Genomic DNA, 17302 nt, shown 5'->3' with positions numbered 1-17302 from the left:
TCAGCTCAACAGCGTGTAGTTCAGCTCCTCGCACACCCGGCCCAGCGGGACGTCGAGTCCCGGGTGGTCCAGTGGGAGCAGCACGTCCGGCGCGACCGGGAGCGAGTTCCCGGCGGGGGGATCCCACAGCGCGAGCGCGGGGCCTCCGGAGTCCATCGACGACCGGTACCAGACACCGTCGAGGTCACCGAAGGCCGCGCGGATGGCGCGCGCCCAGGCTTGGGTGATCTTCTTCGGGCCGCTGGAGATCTCCTGCGAGGCGCCGACGCGGGTCGGCCACAGACCGGCGAGGTCGAGCAACCGCAGCGTGCGGGTCGGCCGGACGACGACCAGGCGCGGGCCGCGGGATTTGCGGTCGACCGTCGACGTGGTCTGGAAGACCTCCGCGATGCTGGTGCGCACGGTGAGGCCGAAGTACAGGACGCCGTTCCCGGGGTCGGTGACCGGGCGTCCGCCGCGGCCCGGTGTCTGCGGGTCGAAGCGGCCGTGGGGGAGCGGGCCGCTGTAGCGGAACGAATTCCACTGCTGGGGGTGGTTGCCGTGCGCGGTGAAGATCCTGACCAGCCTGGTGCCGGGGTGCACCGTCACCACGTCGTTGGTGCGGTGCAGCTCCTTGACCAGGACAGAGCGTGCGGGCGGCAGGGGGAGCCGGGCCATACCTCGGGAGTCGTCCGTCCTTGTCGGGTGATCTTGCTCGGTGGGGTCAGCCTACGGCCTACCCCCGACTGAAATTTTCCGTCGTCGGGCAGAACACCTTAGAACGGCAGCCCCAGGGTGGCCACCAGCTTTGCGACATGTTCGGGGTCGCCGCCGGAGAGCAGCCATTGGCGCGGGGTGGCGGGGTGGTCGTTGATCACCAGATCGGCCTGCGGGGTGCTCATGAACGCGGCGACGACGAGCGCGGGCTGGTCCTCGGGTACGGCGCGCAGCACGACCTCCAGGCCGGGCAGGACCCCGGAGCCGGTGAACTGCCAGGCGGGCAGGCGCCAGCCCTGATCCTTCCAGCCGGTGAGCCTGCCCTCCTTGAGGCGGTGGCGGATGCGGCTGTCGTCCACGCCCAGTGCTTTCGCCGCCTCCAGCACGCTCAGCGCGGAGTCGGCGAGCACGGCGTGCGCGGCGACCGTGCGGGCACGGAAGTCCGGTTCGTCCTCGCTGCGGGGGGAGATGTCCAGGCCGACGTCGGTGAGCGCGGCACGTTGATCCGCCGAGAAGTAATGCGACGGATCGGGGTTCGGCGGGGAGAGCCTCCGCGCCGCGTCCTCGACGAGGTTCAGGAACTCGTTGGCGTCGACCTTCAGGCCCGCCTTGGCGAGAACGTTCTCGAGCGCTATGGACATGCGCCCAGGGTAACTCGTCTGTGCGGGTTCGTGCGGTCTCATCTCGATTTCGTGGGTGAATTCACCAGAGATGAACACAGAGCGCACGGAATCAAACACGCGCAGTAGGCAATATCGGAACAGTGTGCCCGGAACGGGCGACCTTGTCCAGGGATTCCGGCTTGACAGGTCGTAAGCGGGAATTTACCTTCCGAAAGGTAAACGATTTCTTCCCACCGCTTCGGAGAACCCGGCTGGTGTGGGGCCGGCTTGGGGGAACAAGGGGGTGGGGCGTTCCTGGGCGGCCGGTGCGAACCGGTCGCCCAGGCACGTCGTGCACCGGGATCTCCGTCGTCAGCCGCGCCGTGAACTCCGGCGCACGATCAACTTCGCCTGCAGCGTGGTCGTCGTGGCCTTGCGCGTGCTGTCGCCGATCCGGGCGAGCAGCAGCTCGGCGGCGACCTTGCCCACGTCGTTCGCGGGCTGGGCGACCACCGTCAGCGGCGGGTCGATCAACGTGGTCCACGGCGCGTCGTCGAACGACACGATCCCCACGTCCTGCCCCGATCGCAGTCCGCGCGAGGCCAGCGCCTCCAGGACGCCGATCGCCATCGTGCTGTTGCCGACCAGCAGCGCGTCCGGCGGTTCCGGCTCGTCGAGGAGGCTGAGCGCGGCGAGCCTGCCGCCCTCGGCGCGGAACTCGGCACGCCGGGTGAGCGCGTTCTCCGCGCCGACGGCGTCGGTATAGCCGGCCAGCCGGTCTTCGGCCGTGCGCACCCCGGGCGGCCCGCTGACGCAGGCGACCCGCCGGTAGCCGCCGTCGAGCAGGTGGCGTGTCGCGTCGCGGGCGGCGAGGCGGGTGTCGACGAGCACCTGGTCGCCGGTGTTCTCCAGCAGTGGCCGGTCGACGGCGACCACGGGCGTGCCGCGCTGGGTCAGCCTGTCGACGTTGGTGGCCCGGCCGGTGGGGGAGAGCACCACGCCGGCGACCCGCTCCTGGAGGGCGACGTCGATGTAGCGACGCTCCTTCTCCTCGTTGTCGTCGGCGTTGCACAGCACCACCGAGTAGCCCGCGGTCTGCGCGATGTCCTCCACGCCGCGGGCGATCGCGGTGAAGAACGGGTTCTCCACGTCGGAGATGATGAGCGCGAGTACCGCGGTTTCCTGACGGCGCAGATTCCTCGCGAGCCCGTTCGGGTGATAACCCAATTCCGCGGCGGCCGCCTGCACTCGTGCCGCGAGTACCGGGTCCACAGTGGACTTTCCGTTGAGCGTCCTCGACACGGTCGCCGTCGAAACCCCGGCCTTCGCCGCCACGTCGTTGATGGTGGCCACCGTGACCTCCCCTTCTGCAGGTGTCTTGACACCTTCGCACGGGAAGAATAGCTTGACCGACAATCGTTACCATCCGCTGATCGCGCTACTGGCGCCGGAAAGTCGGGAGGTGCCGTGGGCGAACCGGGCCTGGTGCTCGGAATCGACATCGGCACCTCGAGCTCCAAAGGTGTCCTCGTCGATTCCCGGGGCACCGTGATGGCACGAGCATCCCGGCGGCACGACACTTCCCGCCCTCGTCCCGGCTGGTTCGAACACGACGCCGAAACCGTGTGGTGGCAAGACTTCCTCGTCCTGGCCCGGGAACTCTCGGCAGGCGCCGGGGATCATCCCATCATCGGAGTGTCGGTCAGCGGAGCCGGACCGGTACTCCTTCCCGCCGATGGTTCAGGGAAACCTTTGCGCCCGGCGATCCTTTACGGCGTCGACACCCGCGCACATGACGAAATCCGTGAGCTGAACCGGGAATTCGGCGAAGAATCCATTGTGGAACGCGGTGGCAGCGCACTCGGCTCGCAGGCCGTCGGGCCGAAGTGGCGCTGGCTGGCCAAGAACGAGCCGGACGTGTTCGAACGCGCGAAGCTCTTCCTGATGGCGAGTTCGTTCCTCGTGCTCCGGCTGACCGGTGAGTACGTCCTCGACCACCATTCCGCCAGTCAATGCGACCCGATGTACGACCTGCGCGAGGCGCGGTGGGCGCCGGACCGGGTCGCCGCGATCGCTCCGGGTGTCGAGTTGCCCAGGCTCGCGTGGCCGACCGAGGTGGTCGGCTCGGTCACCGCCGAGGCGGCCGCGGAAACCGGGCTGCCGCAGGGGATCCCGGTGACGGCGGGCACTGTCGACGCCTGGGCCGAGGCGACGAGTGTCGGTGTCACCTCGCCCGGGGACACGATGCTGATGTACGGCACCACGATGTTCCTGATCCAGACGCTCGCCGATCCCCGTCCCGCCCAGGGGTTGTGGACGACGCGAGGCGCGTTCCCCGGCACCTATTCGCTCGCGGCGGGTATGGCCACTTCCGGGGCGATCACCGACTGGCTACGCGATCTCACCGGCGGCGAGTTCGGCGAACTCGCCTCGGCGGCGGGCGAGGTCCCGGCGGGCAGCCGCGGTTTGCTGATGCTGCCGTACTTCGCCGGAGAACGGACACCGATACCGGATCCGGACGCGCGCGGCGTCATCGCCGGGCTCACCACCTCCCACGGCCGCGCCGATCTGTACCGCGCGGCACTGGAAGGCACGGCGTACGGGGTGCGGCACAACCTCGAAGCCATGCGGGAAGCCGGTGGCGGCACGCGGCGGTTCGTCGCCGTCGGCGGCGGGACACAGGGCGGGGTGTGGACGCGGATCGTCAGCGACGTCGCGCGGATCGAGCAGGAGATCCCCGCGGAAACCATCGGTGCCGCGTTCGGCGACGCCGTTCTCGCGTCCTTCGCACTGGGGCGGGAGCCGGATATCGAAGCCTGGAACCCGGTCGCCGAGGTCGTGCGCCCGGGCGCCGACGCGGACGTCTACGACGAGTTCTATCCGCACTACCGCGCGCTGTACCGGTCCACAATGGACATATCGCACTTTTTGGCGCGGAAGAACTCCCTCGCCTGAACCCCGGCGAACTCGCGGCAATCCCGGCTCAGGTGGGCCTGGTCGGCGTAACCGGCCTCGAAGGCCAGCGAGGCGAGATCCGGCGCCTTCCCGGCGAGCCCGATGGCACGTTGGAACCGCGTGACGCGCAGGTACGTCGCCGGGCCGTAGCCGACCGCGAGGGTGAATCGCCGCCGCAACTGCCGTTCCCCGGTCGAGAACGGCGCCAGCGCGGCGGAGACCCGGGGGACACCGCGGTCGAGCCGGGCGATCAGTTCCGCGATCTCCCGGTCGCCTCGTCCGGTCCGGCGTTCAGCGACGACGTCGGAGAGCGAAGCGGCGCCCCGCAGCACCCGCTCGGCCAGCAGTTCGCCCTCCTTGCCCCACAGGTCGCGAAGGGGGACACGCTGATCACGCAGCTCGTCGGCACCCAGCCCCAGGACGTCGTGTGCCCTGCCTGGCGCGAACCGCACGCCGCGCGCCCGGACACCGGGCGGCGTCTCCCAGGTCCAGGCCGTGGTGTCCGGCCCGGCGACGAAGACCTCGCCGCCGCTCTCCACGAGGTCGACGCAGCCGTCGGGCACGATCCGCTTCGGCGCCCGGCCCGTGTCCTCCCACCGGCAGCGCACCACGCCCTCCAGCTCACCGGGTGCCGTCGTCTCGCGATACACGGTTGCCATGATGCCCCGGGGGTACGACAGAAGTCCGCCGGGCATATCACTCAAAGTGAGCTATCCGGCTCAGTCTGTTTACGCCAATCGCCCCATGACCAGGTGTTCCTCGGCGTTTAGGGCACCCAAAAGGGTGAATATCGGGTTTCTTCCCGATAACGGCTAACGCGGAGTCACGTTGGAACGAGAAGTAGTCGACGCACTCGTTGGAAGTGCGCTCGGACGAGAGAAGACCTCTCCATGGGTGTTCCCACCGCGACCCCTCCGGCATCGGTGCCGGCGCAGGGTGCCCCGGGCAGGCTGAAGCCGCTCGGGACCATCGTGGTCGTGCTGGGTGTGATGGCCGTCGCCGTCACCCTGACCAGTTATGTGCTGCCGAAGGCGTCCAAGCCGGTGCAGAACCCGCCCGCGCCGCAGGTCGAACAGGCCGCGGCCGCCGTGCGCACCGTGACGCACTCGGTCGTCTACGAGCTTTCCGGCGCGAAGGGCGCTCAGAACGTCACGTACGTCGCGCAGGGCTCTGAGCTCATGCAGAAGACCGAAGTGACGACGCCGTGGAGCACCACCTTCGAGCGCGCGAGCCAAGAAGGCCGCGACGAGTTCTACAGTCTCTCCGCGCAGGGCACGGGCAGCGGCGCGTTGCGGTGCCGGATCCTCGTCGACGGCGAGGTCGTCAGCGACCGCACCGCCCCCGCCGCGGGCGCGCCGGTGACCTGCACGTCCTGATCCCCGCTCTGCGGCAGGATCATCCGCGTGACGGATGGTGCGATCGCTTTCGGTCCCGTGCTCGCCGTGGTCTTGGCCGTGCTGGCCGTCTTCGGCGCGGCAGTCGTGCAGTTCGGTCGGTTGGGACAGGGCAAGGCGGTGCTGTTCGCGGCCGCGCGCGCCGTCGTGCAACTCGCCGCTGTCTCGCTGGTGATCGTCGGGATCCTGAAATCGGGCTGGCTGACCGGCGGGTTCGTGTTGCTGATGTTCGTGATCGCGGCGGTCACCTCGGCGCGCCGGATCGGGGTGGCCAAGGATCTCGTGTGGGTCGCGCTCGCCATCGCGTCCGGTGTGGTGCCGGTGCTGACGCTCGTCCTCGCGACCGGGGTGGTCCCGTGGCGGCCCATCGCGATCGTCCCGATCGCCGGGATCGTCATCGGCGGCGCGATGTCCGCGACCTCCCAAGCGGCGAGGCGCGCCCTGGACGAGCTCGTGTCCCGGCACGGCGAGTACGAAGCCGCGCTGGCGCTGGGTTTTCTCCGCCGTCCCGCCGCGCTCGAGATCTGCCGCCCTTCGGCGGGGCACGCGCTGATCCCCGCGCTCGACCAGACGCGCACCGTCGGCCTGGTGACCCTTCCCGGCGCCTACGTCGGTGTCCTCCTCGGTGGCGCCGGGCCGCTGCAGGCCGGGGTGACCCAGGTGCTCGTGCTCATCGGGCTGCTGGCGGCGGAAGCCGTCGCGGTCCTGGTCGCCGTGCACCTGGTCGCGGCCGGCCGGATCAGCCGAAAGGCGACTGAAGATGCGACGTGTCGTTGAACCGCCGCACCATCCAGTCGTCGCCGGACACCACCAGATGTGAGATCGAGCCGTTGTCCGCCCCGAGGAACGCGAACCGGTTCTTCGCGGCGCTGGCGTTCGCGAAGATTTCGCCGATGACACCGCCGTGGGTGAACACGGCGATCCTCCGGTCCGGGTTGGCCGCCGCGAGCCTGCCGATGGCCGCGCGGAGCCTGCCGTTGAACGTCTCCATCGTCTCGGCGCTGGGGATGACGTCCCAGCGCTGTTCCCGCCACAGCTTTTCGATGATCGGGTGGCCTTCGTGGGTGTAGCGGCGGAAGAGCCCGTTCTCCCAGTCGCCGAGGTGGATCTCCCGCAGGTCGGCTTCGACCTCCGGAGTGAGCCCGAGCTTCGCCGCCAACGGCGCCGCGGTCTGCGAGGTCCGGCGAAGCGTCGTCACGTACAGCGCGGAGATCCGCTCGTCCGCCAGACGGCGCCCCACCCTTTCGGCGTGGTCCCTGCCCTCCGGCGCGAGGTCCGGATCGGCCTGCCCGTCGACGAGGTCGAACGGCGCGTCGCCCTTCGCCGGGGCCGATTCACCGTGGCGGACGAGGAAGATCTCGGTCGATCCCGGAGGGGGCGAGAACCGGTGCTGGCGGTATTCGATCTCCTGCTCTGGCGTGCTCATGCATCGGACGATACCGAGCTAGCCCAGTTGTTTGTCCACGAAGCACCAGCGCCAGGTCTCGCCGGGCTCGTGGCTGCGCATCACCGGATGCAGGGTTTCGTGGAAGTGCTCGGTCGCGTGCTTGCCCGGTGAGGAGTCGCAGCAGGCGACGTTCCCGCATTTGACGCATTCGCGCAGGTGGACCCAGGTCATCCCGTTCTCGACGCAGACGGCGCACACGTCCGGAGCACTAGGCTGGACTTCTGGCCACTCCTTGGTCAGATGTTTGCAGGATCCCGCCGTCGCGGCGGGTGTCCGCAGTTCCCGATCGGAGTCCGGCACGGCCTCCTCCTCCCTGTCCAGCATGGATTCCTCGATGTCGAGGCGTTCGAGGATCCGGCGCAGGACATCATCATCGGCCATCCCGGAGTCGCGCGCCTCCAGGAACTTCTCCCGCTCGACTTCGAGCAGCCTCAACCGCAGGCGGCGATAGGCGTCGCTCGGCGTTTCGGTCAGCGCGCTCTGCCTGCCGAGCTCCTCCCAAGCCGAGTCGGAGCGATGCTGGAGCCTGCTGCGCAGCCGTTCGACGATGTCGTCCGGATCCTCGGGGGTCCGGATCTTCTCCAGCTCCTGGAGCGCGGCCCGCGTCATGTCGTTGAGGACGGCGGCCTCCTGAAGCGCGTCCTCGGCGGGATCGGGCGGGGGCAGTTTCAGGCGGCGGACCAGAATCGGCAGCGTCGTCCCGTGCAGCAGCAGCGTTCCCGCCACCACCACGAACGCGACCAGCACCAGCACGGCCCGTTGCGGGGTGTCCGCCGGCAGCACGAACGCGGCCGCGAGCGTGACGACCCCGCGCATCCCCGCCCAGGCGATCACCGTCGAGTACCGCCACGGCCAGGCGTGACGGCGGAACACGCGTCGCGTCAGGCCGATGCCGACCATCCAGACGACGCGGGTGAGGATCGTCGCGGCGAGTGTGGCGACGCAGATCAGGACGAGCTGGAGCGCGCTCAGCCCGCTGTCGCCGACTTCGGTCATGATCCGGCGGACCTGCAGCCCGATCAGCAGGAAGACGATGTTCTCCAGCAGGAACTGGATGGTCTGCCAGTTCAGCCTGCTCGCCAGCCGGGAGCGGCCCGAGAGCATGCTGGGCGCCTTGTGCCCGAGGATCAGGCCCGCGACGACCACGGCGATCACTCCCGAACCGTGGATCGCCTCGGCGGCGAGGTAGGCGACGAACGGGACCACCAGCGAAAGCGCGGTGTCGCTGACCGGATCCTCGAGCCGGGTGCGGATCATCGCCGCGAGCGCGCCGACGGCGAAACCGATCACCAGCCCGCCACCCGCGGCGAGCAGGAAGTCCCCGCCCACCTGCAGCAGGCTGACCGAACCGGCGATGGCCGCGATGGCGGTCCGCAACGCGACCAGCGCGGCCGCGTCGTTGAACAGACTTTCGCCCTCCAGCAGCCTGGTCAGCTTGCGCGGCATCCCGACCTTGCGCGCGACGGCGGTGGCCGCGACCGCGTCGGGCGGGGCCACCACCGCGCCGATCGCGAGCCCGGCGGCGAGCGGCAGACCGGGGATCACCAGCCACGCCACGACACCGACCGCGGCCGTGGTGAAGATGACGAGACCCACCGAAAGCAGCAGGATCGGCCCGCGGTTGCGGCGGAAGTCGATCAGCGAGGTGCGGATCGCGGTCGCGTACAGCAACGGGGGCAGCAGCCCCAGCAGGACGACCTCCGGGTCCAGTTCGTACTCCGGGACGCCGGGGACGTACGAAGCGACGACCCCGACCGCGATCAGGCACAGGGGCGCCGACCAGTCGAGTTTCCGCGCCGCGGCGGTGACCAGGAGGACGGCCACCACCAGTGCCACGAGTTCTACCGCGATCTCCACGCCGCTCATCATCACCCGAGAGCCCCGGTGCGCGCGCACCGAGGCCCGGCTACCGCTGTTCGATACGCACCAGGGTGCCCGCCGGGTCGCGGAAAGCGCAGTCGCGGACGCCCCAGGGCTGGTCGAGCGGCTCCTGGACGACGTCCGCGCCGGTCGCCTGGATCCGGTCGAACGTCGCGATCAGGTCCCGCGTGGAGAGCACGACGGTCGCGTAGCTGCCCTTGGCCATCAGTTCGGCGATCGTGGCGCGTTCCTCGGCGGTGATCTCCGGATCGGCGACCGGGGAATGGAGCACGAGCGACGTCCCCGGCTGGCCCGGCGGGCCGACGGTCACCCGCAGCGCGCCTTCGTCACGCACTTCGAAGCCCAAGATGTCGCGATAGAAGGAAAGAGAGGCCTCGAGATCGTCGCTGGGGAGGAAGGACGCGTGAATCGAGAGGGTCATGAGGATCAAGGTAGGTCGGGACGCGGAGAAGCCGCTTCTTTATTCCTGATCGGCCGCATGACCTGTTTGACGACGCAGCCGGGCATGCCGCGGCCCTCTTCCACCGCCTGCTTGCGATAGGCGCTCGGCGAGATCCCGACCAGCTCGGAGAACCGGGTGCTGAAGGTGCCCAGCGACGAGAAGCCGACGTCGAAGCAGACCTCGGTGACCGACATGTCCCCGCGCCGCAGCAGCATCATGGCCCGCTCGATCCGGCGGGTCATCAGGTAGCTGTACGGCGATTCGCCGTACGCGGCGCGGAACTCGCGGCTCAGGTGCCCGGCCGAGACGTGGACGCCGCGCGCCAGCGCCTCGACGTCCAAGGGCTGCGCGTAGTCGCGATCGATCCGGTCGCGGACGCGTCGCAGCATGGCGAGGTCGCGCAGGCGCGGGCCTGGGTCACGCTGTCCGGTCACCCGGAAAGCGTAACCCACGCCGGGACGCCGAAAGGCCCCCTTCACCGGGCGGCGAAGGGGGCCTCTGGCGTGCTAGACGGTGATCTTGTCCACGTTGGGACCACCGTTCGCCGTGGTGGCGACCGCCTTGATCTTGTTGGACCCCGCCGCCAAGGTCATCTTGACGGTTCTCGTCGTCCAGCTCGGCCAGGCGCCGGTGCCGCCGAAGCCGACACCCGACGCGCTGATCGAGCCGTTGACGGAGAAGTCCAGCGGCCGGTTCGCCGTGGTGCCGTTGGCGTACCGGACGAGGACGTCGTAGGTGCCCGCCGCCGGAACGTCGACCGTCCACTCGACCGAGCTGCCCGCCACGTTGTCGTAGTTGACGAACCCGGTGCCGGTGAACCCGGCGTGGTTGGACTCCACCGCGCCGTTGACGACCGCGGCGTCCTCGGCCTGGTAGTCGACAGGGTTGTTCGGGCCGGGGCCCGAACCGTCGGCGGGAACGGTCTGCGTCCCGGTGTTCCAGCCCGAGACCCGCACCGAAGGCTTGGAGCCCTTGAGGTCGGAGGTGCGGTACTTCGCGGTCAGCGTGGTCGTTTCACCCGGCCACAGGCTCACCGCGTTGTCGTTCCACTCCACCGGGAGCACCGGTTTGCCCGCGGCGTCCACGACCTTCGAGTCGACGTAGAACGCCGGGAGCTTGCCGCCCGAGGTGTTCTTCAGCGTCACGGTCGTCGTGGTGGTGCCGTCGGAACCCGCGACCGACTTCGCCGTCGCGCCGACGGCGGACTGGCCGAGGTTCTTCAGCCCGGACAGATCGGCGTAGGCCGACTGCGGCGTGTAGTACCAGTCGCTGCCGCCCCAGTTCAGCGTGTCCGCCTTGGTGGAGAGCCAGTACACGTTCCGGCTGACCTCCTTGCCGGAGGAGTCGGTGAGCACCAGCTTCGCCAGGTAGGTCGTCGACAGCCCGCTGACCGCCGGGACGGTGACCGCGGTGGCCTTGGCGCCCAGCGCCCCGACCGACACCCCGGTCTTGGTGTTGCTGTATTTCTCGGTGCCGTCGAGGTTGTACAGCTTCGTGGTCGCCGTCAGCCCGCTCACCGCGTTCGGCGTCTGGTTGATCACCACGACTGAGCGATTGTCGTGCGAGTACTGGATGTGCAGCGGCTCGTTGGCCTTCTTCGCACCGTAGTAAGCGCCGTTCTGGTCCATGTAGGCGTCGAACAGCTGCCAGTGCAACGAGGTCCACGGGCTGTTGAGCATCCAGTAGATCAACCCGGTGGAGGGATTGGTCGAGTCGGTGTAGTTGCGCGAGTGCGACTCGAATTCCGCACGCACGTTCTCGTACTGCGCGAGCTGGGACTTCCGCACGAAGTCGTTCAGGTCCGCCGGAGCGCCGTAGCGCTTGGTGAGCGCGTTGCCGAACAGCTTCAGGTTCGCGAACGTCGTCGACGAGGAACGGTGATACTGCGCCGCCGACGGGTCCTTCCACATCGTTTCCAGTTCGCCCGGCGACATCATCCGCTTGAGCGTGTCCATCGTCGGGATGTCGACGCCGGCACTGGTCTCCGAGTTGAAGTTCCAGGCGCCACCGCGGTCCTTTTGCGACTTGTCGTACCAGTAGACCGGCGGGACGTAGTCGTACGGGCCGTTCATCTTCATCCCGGAGGCGCCCGTGATCGGGGACGGCCGCTTCGACGCCGACGGGATCACCGGGAGGGTGAAGTCGGCGGCCTTCATCGCGTCGAGGTAGCCCTGCTCGATCCGCTTGTCCGGCGCGAAGTCGCTGCCGATGTGGAAGGAGATGACGCTCGGGTGGTCACGCAGGCGCTCGGCCTCGGAGAACATCGAAGCCTTGGCGATCGGGTAGTCCGATTCGACCCAGGGCTCGCCCTTCTCCTCGCCGTTGACGTGGCCTTCCCATTTGTCGCAGCATTCCCAGCCGGGCATGGTCAGCACGCCGAGGTCGTCGGCGAGGTCGAAGAACTCGTCCGGCTCGATGTGGCCTTCCAGCCGGACCGTGTTGAGCCCGAGGTTCAGCACGTACTTGAGCTTGTCGGCCGCCGCGGTCTCGTTCCAGCGCAGGAACAGGTCCGGGGTGTAGCCGCCGCCCCTGATCATCAGCGGCTTGCCGTTGACGCTGTACTGCCGTCCACCGCTGGAGTTCAGCGGTGCCTTGACGTCGCGGACACCGAACTTCGACTTCGAGGTGTCCGACGGCGCACCGCCGACGCTCGCGGTCAGGTCGAGGGAGTACCGGTTCTGGCCACCCATCCCGGCCGGCCACCAGAGGTTCGGGTTGTCGAGGCCGACCACGCCGAAGGTGACCGTCTTGCGCTCCTTGGCGGCCAGCGAGACGGTCTGGCTGACCGGCTTGCCCGCGACCGTGCCGGCGACGGTGGCCTGCACCGCGTTCGCCGAGTCGTTGCGGACGTCGGCCTTCACCGTGAGGTCCGCGTGGGTGAGCGCCGAGTTCAGCTTCTGGACCACGTGCGCGCTGCGCAGCGCGACCGGGCCGCCACGCCGGACGAGGACGTCCCGCACGATGCCCATGTTCTGGTCCGGCGGGGTCTGCGCCCAGTCGATCCACCCCATCGAGAGGTCGTTGTTGGGGTCGTTGGGGTAGACCTTGAACGCGACGCTGTTGACGCCCGCGCGGACGTGCGCGGTGATGTCCAGGTCGTGGCGGGTGTAGGCGCCGTTGACCTGGTCCTTCGTCGCGATCTTGGTGCCGTTGACCCAGACGTCGGCCTTCGAGAGCACGCCGCTGAAGTCGAGGTACGTGCGCGAAGACGTGTCTTCGACGTTCAGATCGGTGCGGTACCACCACGGTACGGAGAACTGCTCCGCCGGGACGTTCTTCATGTTCGTGGAATAGAAGGGGTCGGCGTACTTGCCGTTCTGCAGCAGCCCGGCGTAGACCGTCGAACGCGACGACACCGGGTACCAGCCGGAGGTGGGGAAGCCCGGCTTCGACACCGCCGAGTCGTCGCTGACCTGCGCCGAGGACTGGATCACGAAGCCGGGGATCGGGGTGGCGTTGCCCGCGGCGGCGCCGACGGACAGCGGTACGGCCACTTCCGCGCCGGTGGCGGCGGGAGCGGTGGTCACCCCGCAGACCGCGGCGGCCAGCGCGGTGACGGTCAAGGCCAGTAAGGGGATCCGGGTTCTCTTCTGCCGAAAACTCACGAGCGCGCCTCCTTGGGCACACGGCGGCGGACCTGGGCGGAAATTGTTAAGAAAGTTCCCTAACAATGTTGGGGGAGATAGTAGCCGCCACTTCGCGCGGGGAACAGACCCTTGCACCTGGTTCGTCAGTGATCAGGCGACGGGTTCCACGTAGATCCACTTCCCGTCGAGGCGGACGAAGTGGCTGTTCTCGTGCATGCTGCCGGGCCGGCGATCCTGCCGGTAGTGGGCCCGGAACTCGACGGTGCCTTCGGTTTCGAGCAGTCCGCCGCCGGTTTTGCCGAGGATCTCCAGGAACGTCCAGCGCTGTCCCGGGTCGAGCTCGAGATCGGCGGGGAGGGTCCTCGGGTGCCAGGTCTTCGTGAGGTACGCGGTGTCGCCGACGGCGAACGCGCTGAACCGCGAGCGCATCAGGAGTTCGGCCGTCGGCGCTGTCGCGGTTCCCCGGTGGAAGCGGCCGCAGCAAGCGCCGTAGGGCTCGCCGAGGCCGCACGGGCAACGGGATTCGTCGGTGATCGCAGGCACGCCCGCGATTGTGTCATCGCGCGGCGGCGACGCTTTCGAGGTCCCGTGCCTGCTCGAGCCAGCCGGTGAACAGCGCGGCGTCGATGTCGTCGACCGAGCGCAGCTTGACGTGGGCCATCTCGCGGGCACTCGCCTCGAGCCTTCCGGACGGGTCGTCGACGAGCTGCCCCTTCCAGAGGGCGAACGTGACGTACGACGTGTACGCCTTCACCAGGCAGACGAGGTTCTTTCCCGCGGCCGCGCCCGCACTCCAGGTCGGAGAGGCGTGGTACATCGCCTCGATGGAGCCCGGCAGGGCGGCGTTGACGATCGGGCGCAGCGCGGTGGCGATCTCGCGCAGGCCCTCGGGGAGAGCGGCGATGTAGTCGTCGACGTTCGCGAACTTGGCCATGACTTGATCCCTTCGGTCGGTGTGCGCTCAGCTAACCGTCCGAAGGTTCGAGTTGTCAAGACAAAAAAATTATTCGGTGGCCGGGCTCCGTGCCGTCGAGTCAAGGCGCGGGGAACTCCACGGCGACCTCGACGGCGGTCTCCAGCGTCGCTTCGCTCGGCCGTCCCGCGGAGGGAGCGGACTCGGCGATCACGACCAGCTTCCTGTCCAAGCGGGAGTCGTAGTTCTCGCCGGTGAAACGGCCTCCGTGTGCTGTCTCACCGAGGAGCGCGACATTGCCGGTGCCGTCCTTGTCGATGAGCCGTTTCAGCTCGCTCGCTTCGCGCGCCTTGGGCATCTTCACCCACGCGACGGATACGGCGATGGTGTTCCCGGCGCCGTCTCCGATGGTGACGATCAGGCGATCGAGATCGACGCAGGGATGACGCAAGAAGAATCGCTGGGCTTCGCCGAAGGAATGCGGCCCGCACTTCAGTTCCCGTTTAGCGGTTCTCTTGAGCTGGCGCCAGCCCAGGCGCTGCCATGCTTCGGAATGGCGGCCCTGCTGAGCGGATTTCTTGCTGGAGGTCTTGCCTTTGAGGGCTTGGCCCGCGGCGGAATCGAGGGACGCGGCGCCACCGCCACCTATCCCGCTCGTAGCGGCCATGACCACTCCCACTGTGACCACGGCTCCGGCGCCGAATTTGTATTTGACCCAACGACCGTCCGGTCCACGTGGCTGATTCACCATGAGGCATTCCGTCCCCTCCCAAGTCCGGAACGGCCGATCCTGCTCCGTGCACTGAGAAACAATCGAGGACTTTTGCGCGAATACGCCCGAATGGCGCAGCCGGTCTACGGGTTCGCGAGGAGCCCGTCGCCGTGTGGGTGGCGGGCTTCTCGGGTCATGCGGTGGCGGGTGTCGCGCCGGGCTCGTCCTAACGGGTCCAGGTATTGAGGTGGGATGAACTCCGGTAACCCATCGGCCGCCATCCGGACTTGCCAGTCGCCGTGGTGGATCAGGCGGTGGTGGAAGCCGCACAGCAGCACCAGGTTCCGGAGATCCGTGGGGCTCTCCAGCCGCGTTCAAGACGATGTGGAGCATGAGGCAGTCGCAGGCGGCCATGGTTCCGACGAAGCCCTGGTCGCGATCGGGTGTGCTTCTATCGGAGGATCGGGCCGGGAGAATCGGCTTTCGCTACATCCGGGTGGTCGTGAGTGGTGAGTCGCGTTCTGGTGGACCGGTATTTGGTTATCCGCTAGGTCGGGTCTTGTCTGGGGCCTTGTGGGGTTCGTGCTGGTTTCCAGTGTGGTTAGGGGCGTTGAGTTCCCCGATCTTCCGTTGCGGGCATGCCGAGGGGCCCGTCGCCGGTGGGGGTGGCGGGCTCCTCGGGGTTATGCGGTGGCGCGGTGGAGGGTGTTGCGCCGGGCTCGTTGTAGCGGGTCCAGGTACTGGGGTGGGATGAACTCCGGTAACCCATCGGCTGCCATCCGGACTTGCCAGTCGCCGTGGTGGATCAGGCGGTGGTGGAACCCGCAGAGCAGGACGAGGTTGCGGAGGTCGGTGGGGCCGCCGTCTGCCCAGTGATCAATGTGGTGGGCGTGACAGTTCCTCGGTCTGCGGTGACAGCTGGGGAAGGCGCAGCCTCGGTCGCGGATGTTGAGGGCTCGGCGCTGGGCGGGGGTGACGAACCGCTTCAACCGCCCCACATCCAGCGGCTCACCAGCCGCGTTCATCACGACCGGCAACATCAGGCAATCGCAGGCGGCCATCCTGGCTTCGCGGGCGGTCATCGTGCCGATGAAGTCCACGCAGGCGGTGCCGAGCCCGGTCTTGAGTTCCTCGAGCCCGATGGTCACGTGGATCAGAGTCCGGTAGCCGTTGGTCCCAGGCTGATCAGGACACGCGACCGCCAAGTCCAGGAGTTCGGCCCACGCATCGCCTTGACGTTCGGCTTTGGTGCGTATATCGGCTTGGCCGGATTCGTCGATCGGGGGTGGTGCCGCGTAGGCCTCGAGGGCTGCGGCGGTGCGGGCACCGAGTTCGTCGTCGAGGAGGCCGTTCAGTGTCCAGAACCCGTCCTTGCGCCGTTCCAGGGTGACTTCGCGGCTGGGTTGTTTGGGTTCGGGGTCTTTGGGTTCGTTCCCATCGGGGTCGAGCCAGGCGAGCAGGTTGTCCCCGAGCTTCGACACCTGCCGGGGCCCGGCGTCGCGGGCCAGATCGGCGAGGGTCTTCTCCGCGCACTCCCGATCCTCCACCGACACATCTGTTGGGATCCGGGCCAGGATCTCCAGGATCTGCTTGATCCGCTGCTCTCCGATCGCGCCCTCGGCGGCAGCCGCGCCGGTCGCGGGAGCGACCGCCGGAATCTCCGTGCCGTCCAGGGCTCGGGTCGGGTTCAGCGCGATCGCCTGACTCACGATCGGACTGGCCTCACCCCGCGACAACCCCGCCACATCAGCGAACCACGCCGCCGTGGAACCGTAGCCGTAGAGGTCTTTCGCGCCCCGGGACTCGACCTCCGCCAGATACCGCCCCAGCCCGGCGGAGGCGATCCGCATCATCTGCAGGAACTGCAGCACGCCATGGGCAAGCTCCAGCTTGCCGGCGCGCCACAGCTCCTGCGGCAGTTCGGGGAGAAAGGTCTCGGACACCCCACAACAATACCGCACAACTGTCGAACAGGTGTTCGTAATTTTAAGCAACAACGCAACCGGCACATTCACCACTGACAGGTGAATCCGCCAAAAGTAGCTGCTACCCGACGTGAGATCAAATGTCAGCCTGGCGCTTGTTCGGCGATCTCGTCGCTGGGCAGGTCGAGGACGGGGGGCCGGGCCCGACGCCGTCATCCAGGGCAGCGAGCAGAAGCTCCCCGTCGCCGATCCAGTCGCGTCCCAGTCGTAATTTTAAGCAACAACGCAACCGGCGCATTCACCACTGACGGGTGAATCCGTCAGAAAGGTGCCGCTACGCCGAGCACGGGCCGTCGCATTTAGCCGACTAATCGCGGCAGCTGCCGAGCTCAGACTAAAGGCCACCAAGGCGAAGCGCGTCGCCTAGCATCTGCGCCATGACGACAGTGGAACTGACCCGCTTCAAGGTCCCGGCCGACCGCGCGGACGAACTGCTCCAGGCCCGCCCCGCGATGCTCGCCGACTTCCGCGCCGACAGGGAAGGTTTCCTCGACGCCCAGCTGATCCGGGTCGACGACGAGACCTGGCTCGACGTGGTGTGGTGGCGGTCCTCCGAGGACTTCGCCGCCTCACGGGAGAAAGGCGCGAACCTGCCGGGCGTCAAGGCCTTCTTCGCGCCCATCGCCGAGCTGGTCGCCGCCGAAGAGGGCACCACCGAGGACTACCGAGCCCACATACCGGGATAGGA

General features: G+C 68.3%; 17 protein-coding genes and 1 pseudogene. 4 read left to right on the top strand and 14 right to left on the bottom strand.

The features are described 5' to 3' along the window. The 3 genes from HDA45_RS05135 to HDA45_RS05125 all read right to left on the bottom strand — a co-directional run bounded on the left by HDA45_RS05135 (position 1) and on the right by HDA45_RS05125 (position 2651). Positions 1-657 (bottom strand): RES family NAD+ phosphorylase, encoded by a 657-nt coding sequence (locus tag HDA45_RS05135; RefSeq protein WP_007028108.1) that lies wholly within the window; start codon positions 655-657, stop codon positions 1-3. 98 nt (positions 658-755) lie between these two features. Next, positions 756-1337 (bottom strand): DNA-binding protein, encoded by a 582-nt coding sequence (locus tag HDA45_RS05130; RefSeq protein ID WP_184892329.1) that lies wholly within the window; start codon positions 1335-1337, stop codon positions 756-758. A 333-nt stretch (positions 1338-1670) separates the two neighbouring features. Then, entirely contained in the window at positions 1671-2651 is a 981-nt protein-coding gene (locus tag HDA45_RS05125) for a substrate-binding domain-containing protein (RefSeq protein WP_184892327.1), read from the bottom strand. A gap of 114 nt (positions 2652-2765) precedes the next feature. Between HDA45_RS05125 and HDA45_RS05120 the strand changes: the two genes are divergently transcribed. Continuing rightward, a complete protein-coding gene (locus HDA45_RS05120) occupies positions 2766-4253 on the top strand; it encodes an FGGY family carbohydrate kinase (RefSeq protein ID WP_184892325.1) in 1488 nt (495 codons plus the stop codon). On the opposite strand, the gene HDA45_RS05115 is transcribed toward HDA45_RS05120, so the two are convergent. Next, positions 4184-4912 (bottom strand): helix-turn-helix domain-containing protein, encoded by a 729-nt coding sequence (locus HDA45_RS05115; RefSeq protein ID WP_184892323.1) that lies wholly within the window; start codon positions 4910-4912, stop codon positions 4184-4186. The two genes, HDA45_RS05120 and HDA45_RS05115, sit on opposite strands and share 70 nt — an antisense overlap. A gap of 231 nt (positions 4913-5143) precedes the next feature. On the opposite strand from HDA45_RS05115, the gene HDA45_RS05110 reads away from it, so the two are divergent. Next, positions 5144-5629: an MmpS family transport accessory protein gene (locus HDA45_RS05110; protein ID WP_184892321.1), complete on the top strand. Its 486-nt coding sequence runs from the start codon at positions 5144-5146 to the stop codon at positions 5627-5629. A gap of 27 nt (positions 5630-5656) precedes the next feature. Then, entirely contained in the window at positions 5657-6424 is a 768-nt protein-coding gene (locus tag HDA45_RS05105; RefSeq protein WP_184892319.1) for an ABC transporter permease, read from the top strand. Here the strand turns inward: HDA45_RS05105 and HDA45_RS05100 are convergent. From HDA45_RS05100 to HDA45_RS05060, 10 genes and pseudogenes are all read right to left on the bottom strand, one after another. Then, entirely contained in the window at positions 6387-7073 is a 687-nt protein-coding gene (locus tag HDA45_RS05100; RefSeq protein ID WP_184892317.1) for a histidine phosphatase family protein, read from the bottom strand. The two genes, HDA45_RS05105 and HDA45_RS05100, sit on opposite strands and share 38 nt — an antisense overlap. A gap of 18 nt (positions 7074-7091) precedes the next feature. Further along, positions 7092-8960, bottom strand: a complete 1869-nt coding sequence (locus HDA45_RS05095) for a Na+/H+ antiporter (RefSeq protein ID WP_184905313.1) — start codon at positions 8958-8960, stop codon at positions 7092-7094. A gap of 40 nt (positions 8961-9000) precedes the next feature. Beyond that, positions 9001-9396 carry a VOC family protein gene (locus HDA45_RS05090; RefSeq protein WP_184892315.1) on the bottom strand — a complete coding sequence of 132 codons (396 nt, stop codon included), beginning with the start codon at positions 9394-9396 and terminating at the stop codon, positions 9001-9003. Between the two features lie 5 nt (positions 9397-9401). Continuing rightward, positions 9402-9869, bottom strand: a complete 468-nt coding sequence (locus tag HDA45_RS05085; RefSeq protein ID WP_184892314.1) for a helix-turn-helix domain-containing protein — start codon at positions 9867-9869, stop codon at positions 9402-9404. 54 nt (positions 9870-9923) lie between these two features. Then, the gene (locus tag HDA45_RS05080; protein WP_184892312.1) at positions 9924-13022 is read right to left on the bottom strand and encodes a glycosyl hydrolase 2 galactose-binding domain-containing protein; all 3099 of its coding nucleotides are present in this window, start codon (positions 13020-13022) and stop codon (positions 9924-9926) included. A 132-nt stretch (positions 13023-13154) separates the two neighbouring features. Next, positions 13155-13547, bottom strand: a complete 393-nt coding sequence (locus tag HDA45_RS05075) for a YchJ family metal-binding protein (protein WP_184892310.1) — start codon at positions 13545-13547, stop codon at positions 13155-13157. 13 nt (positions 13548-13560) lie between these two features. Further along, entirely contained in the window at positions 13561-13938 is a 378-nt protein-coding gene (locus HDA45_RS05070; RefSeq protein WP_184892308.1) for a DUF1801 domain-containing protein, read from the bottom strand. 100 nt (positions 13939-14038) lie between these two features. Continuing rightward, entirely contained in the window at positions 14039-14584 is a 546-nt protein-coding gene (locus HDA45_RS05065) for a hypothetical protein (protein ID WP_246480609.1), read from the bottom strand. A 188-nt stretch (positions 14585-14772) separates the two neighbouring features. After that, a pseudogene (locus tag HDA45_RS42280) lies at positions 14773-14988 on the bottom strand (hypothetical protein); the annotation flags it as partial. A gap of 324 nt (positions 14989-15312) precedes the next feature. After that, positions 15313-16572, bottom strand: coding sequence for a DUF222 domain-containing protein (locus tag HDA45_RS05060; protein ID WP_184892306.1), 1260 nt, complete (start codon positions 16570-16572; stop codon positions 15313-15315). 419 nt (positions 16573-16991) lie between these two features. Between HDA45_RS05060 and HDA45_RS05055 the strand changes: the two genes are divergently transcribed. Further along, positions 16992-17300 carry an antibiotic biosynthesis monooxygenase family protein gene (locus tag HDA45_RS05055; protein ID WP_184892304.1) on the top strand — a complete coding sequence of 103 codons (309 nt, stop codon included), beginning with the start codon at positions 16992-16994 and terminating at the stop codon, positions 17298-17300. Positions 17301-17302 lie beyond the last annotated feature (2 nt).

The sequence above is a fragment of the Amycolatopsis umgeniensis genome (assembly GCF_014205155.1).
GTDB lineage: Bacteria > Actinomycetota > Actinomycetes > Mycobacteriales > Pseudonocardiaceae > Amycolatopsis > Amycolatopsis umgeniensis.
This window is presented reverse-complemented; position numbering and strand designations above follow the sequence as displayed.

Coding starts and splice junctions, on each gene's coding strand:
- HDA45_RS05115 (WP_184892323.1), bottom strand. CDS start 4,912: ATGGCAACCGTGTATCGCGAGACGACGGCACCCGGTGAGCTGGAGGGC.
- HDA45_RS05070 (WP_184892308.1), bottom strand. CDS start 13,938: ATGGCCAAGTTCGCGAACGTCGACGACTACATCGCCGCTCTCCCCGAG.
- HDA45_RS05130 (WP_184892329.1), bottom strand. CDS start 1,337: ATGTCCATAGCGCTCGAGAACGTTCTCGCCAAGGCGGGCCTGAAGGTC.
- HDA45_RS05135 (WP_007028108.1), bottom strand. CDS start 657: ATGGCCCGGCTCCCCCTGCCGCCCGCACGCTCTGTCCTGGTCAAGGAG.
- HDA45_RS05100 (WP_184892317.1), bottom strand. CDS start 7,073: ATGAGCACGCCAGAGCAGGAGATCGAATACCGCCAGCACCGGTTCTCG.
- HDA45_RS05065 (WP_246480609.1), bottom strand. CDS start 14,584: ATGGCCGCTACGAGCGGGATAGGTGGCGGTGGCGCCGCGTCCCTCGAT.
- HDA45_RS05055 (WP_184892304.1), top strand. CDS start 16,992: ATGACGACAGTGGAACTGACCCGCTTCAAGGTCCCGGCCGACCGCGCG.
- HDA45_RS05110 (WP_184892321.1), top strand. CDS start 5,144: ATGGGTGTTCCCACCGCGACCCCTCCGGCATCGGTGCCGGCGCAGGGT.
- HDA45_RS05090 (WP_184892315.1), bottom strand. CDS start 9,396: ATGACCCTCTCGATTCACGCGTCCTTCCTCCCCAGCGACGATCTCGAG.
- HDA45_RS05095 (WP_184905313.1), bottom strand. CDS start 8,960: ATGAGCGGCGTGGAGATCGCGGTAGAACTCGTGGCACTGGTGGTGGCC.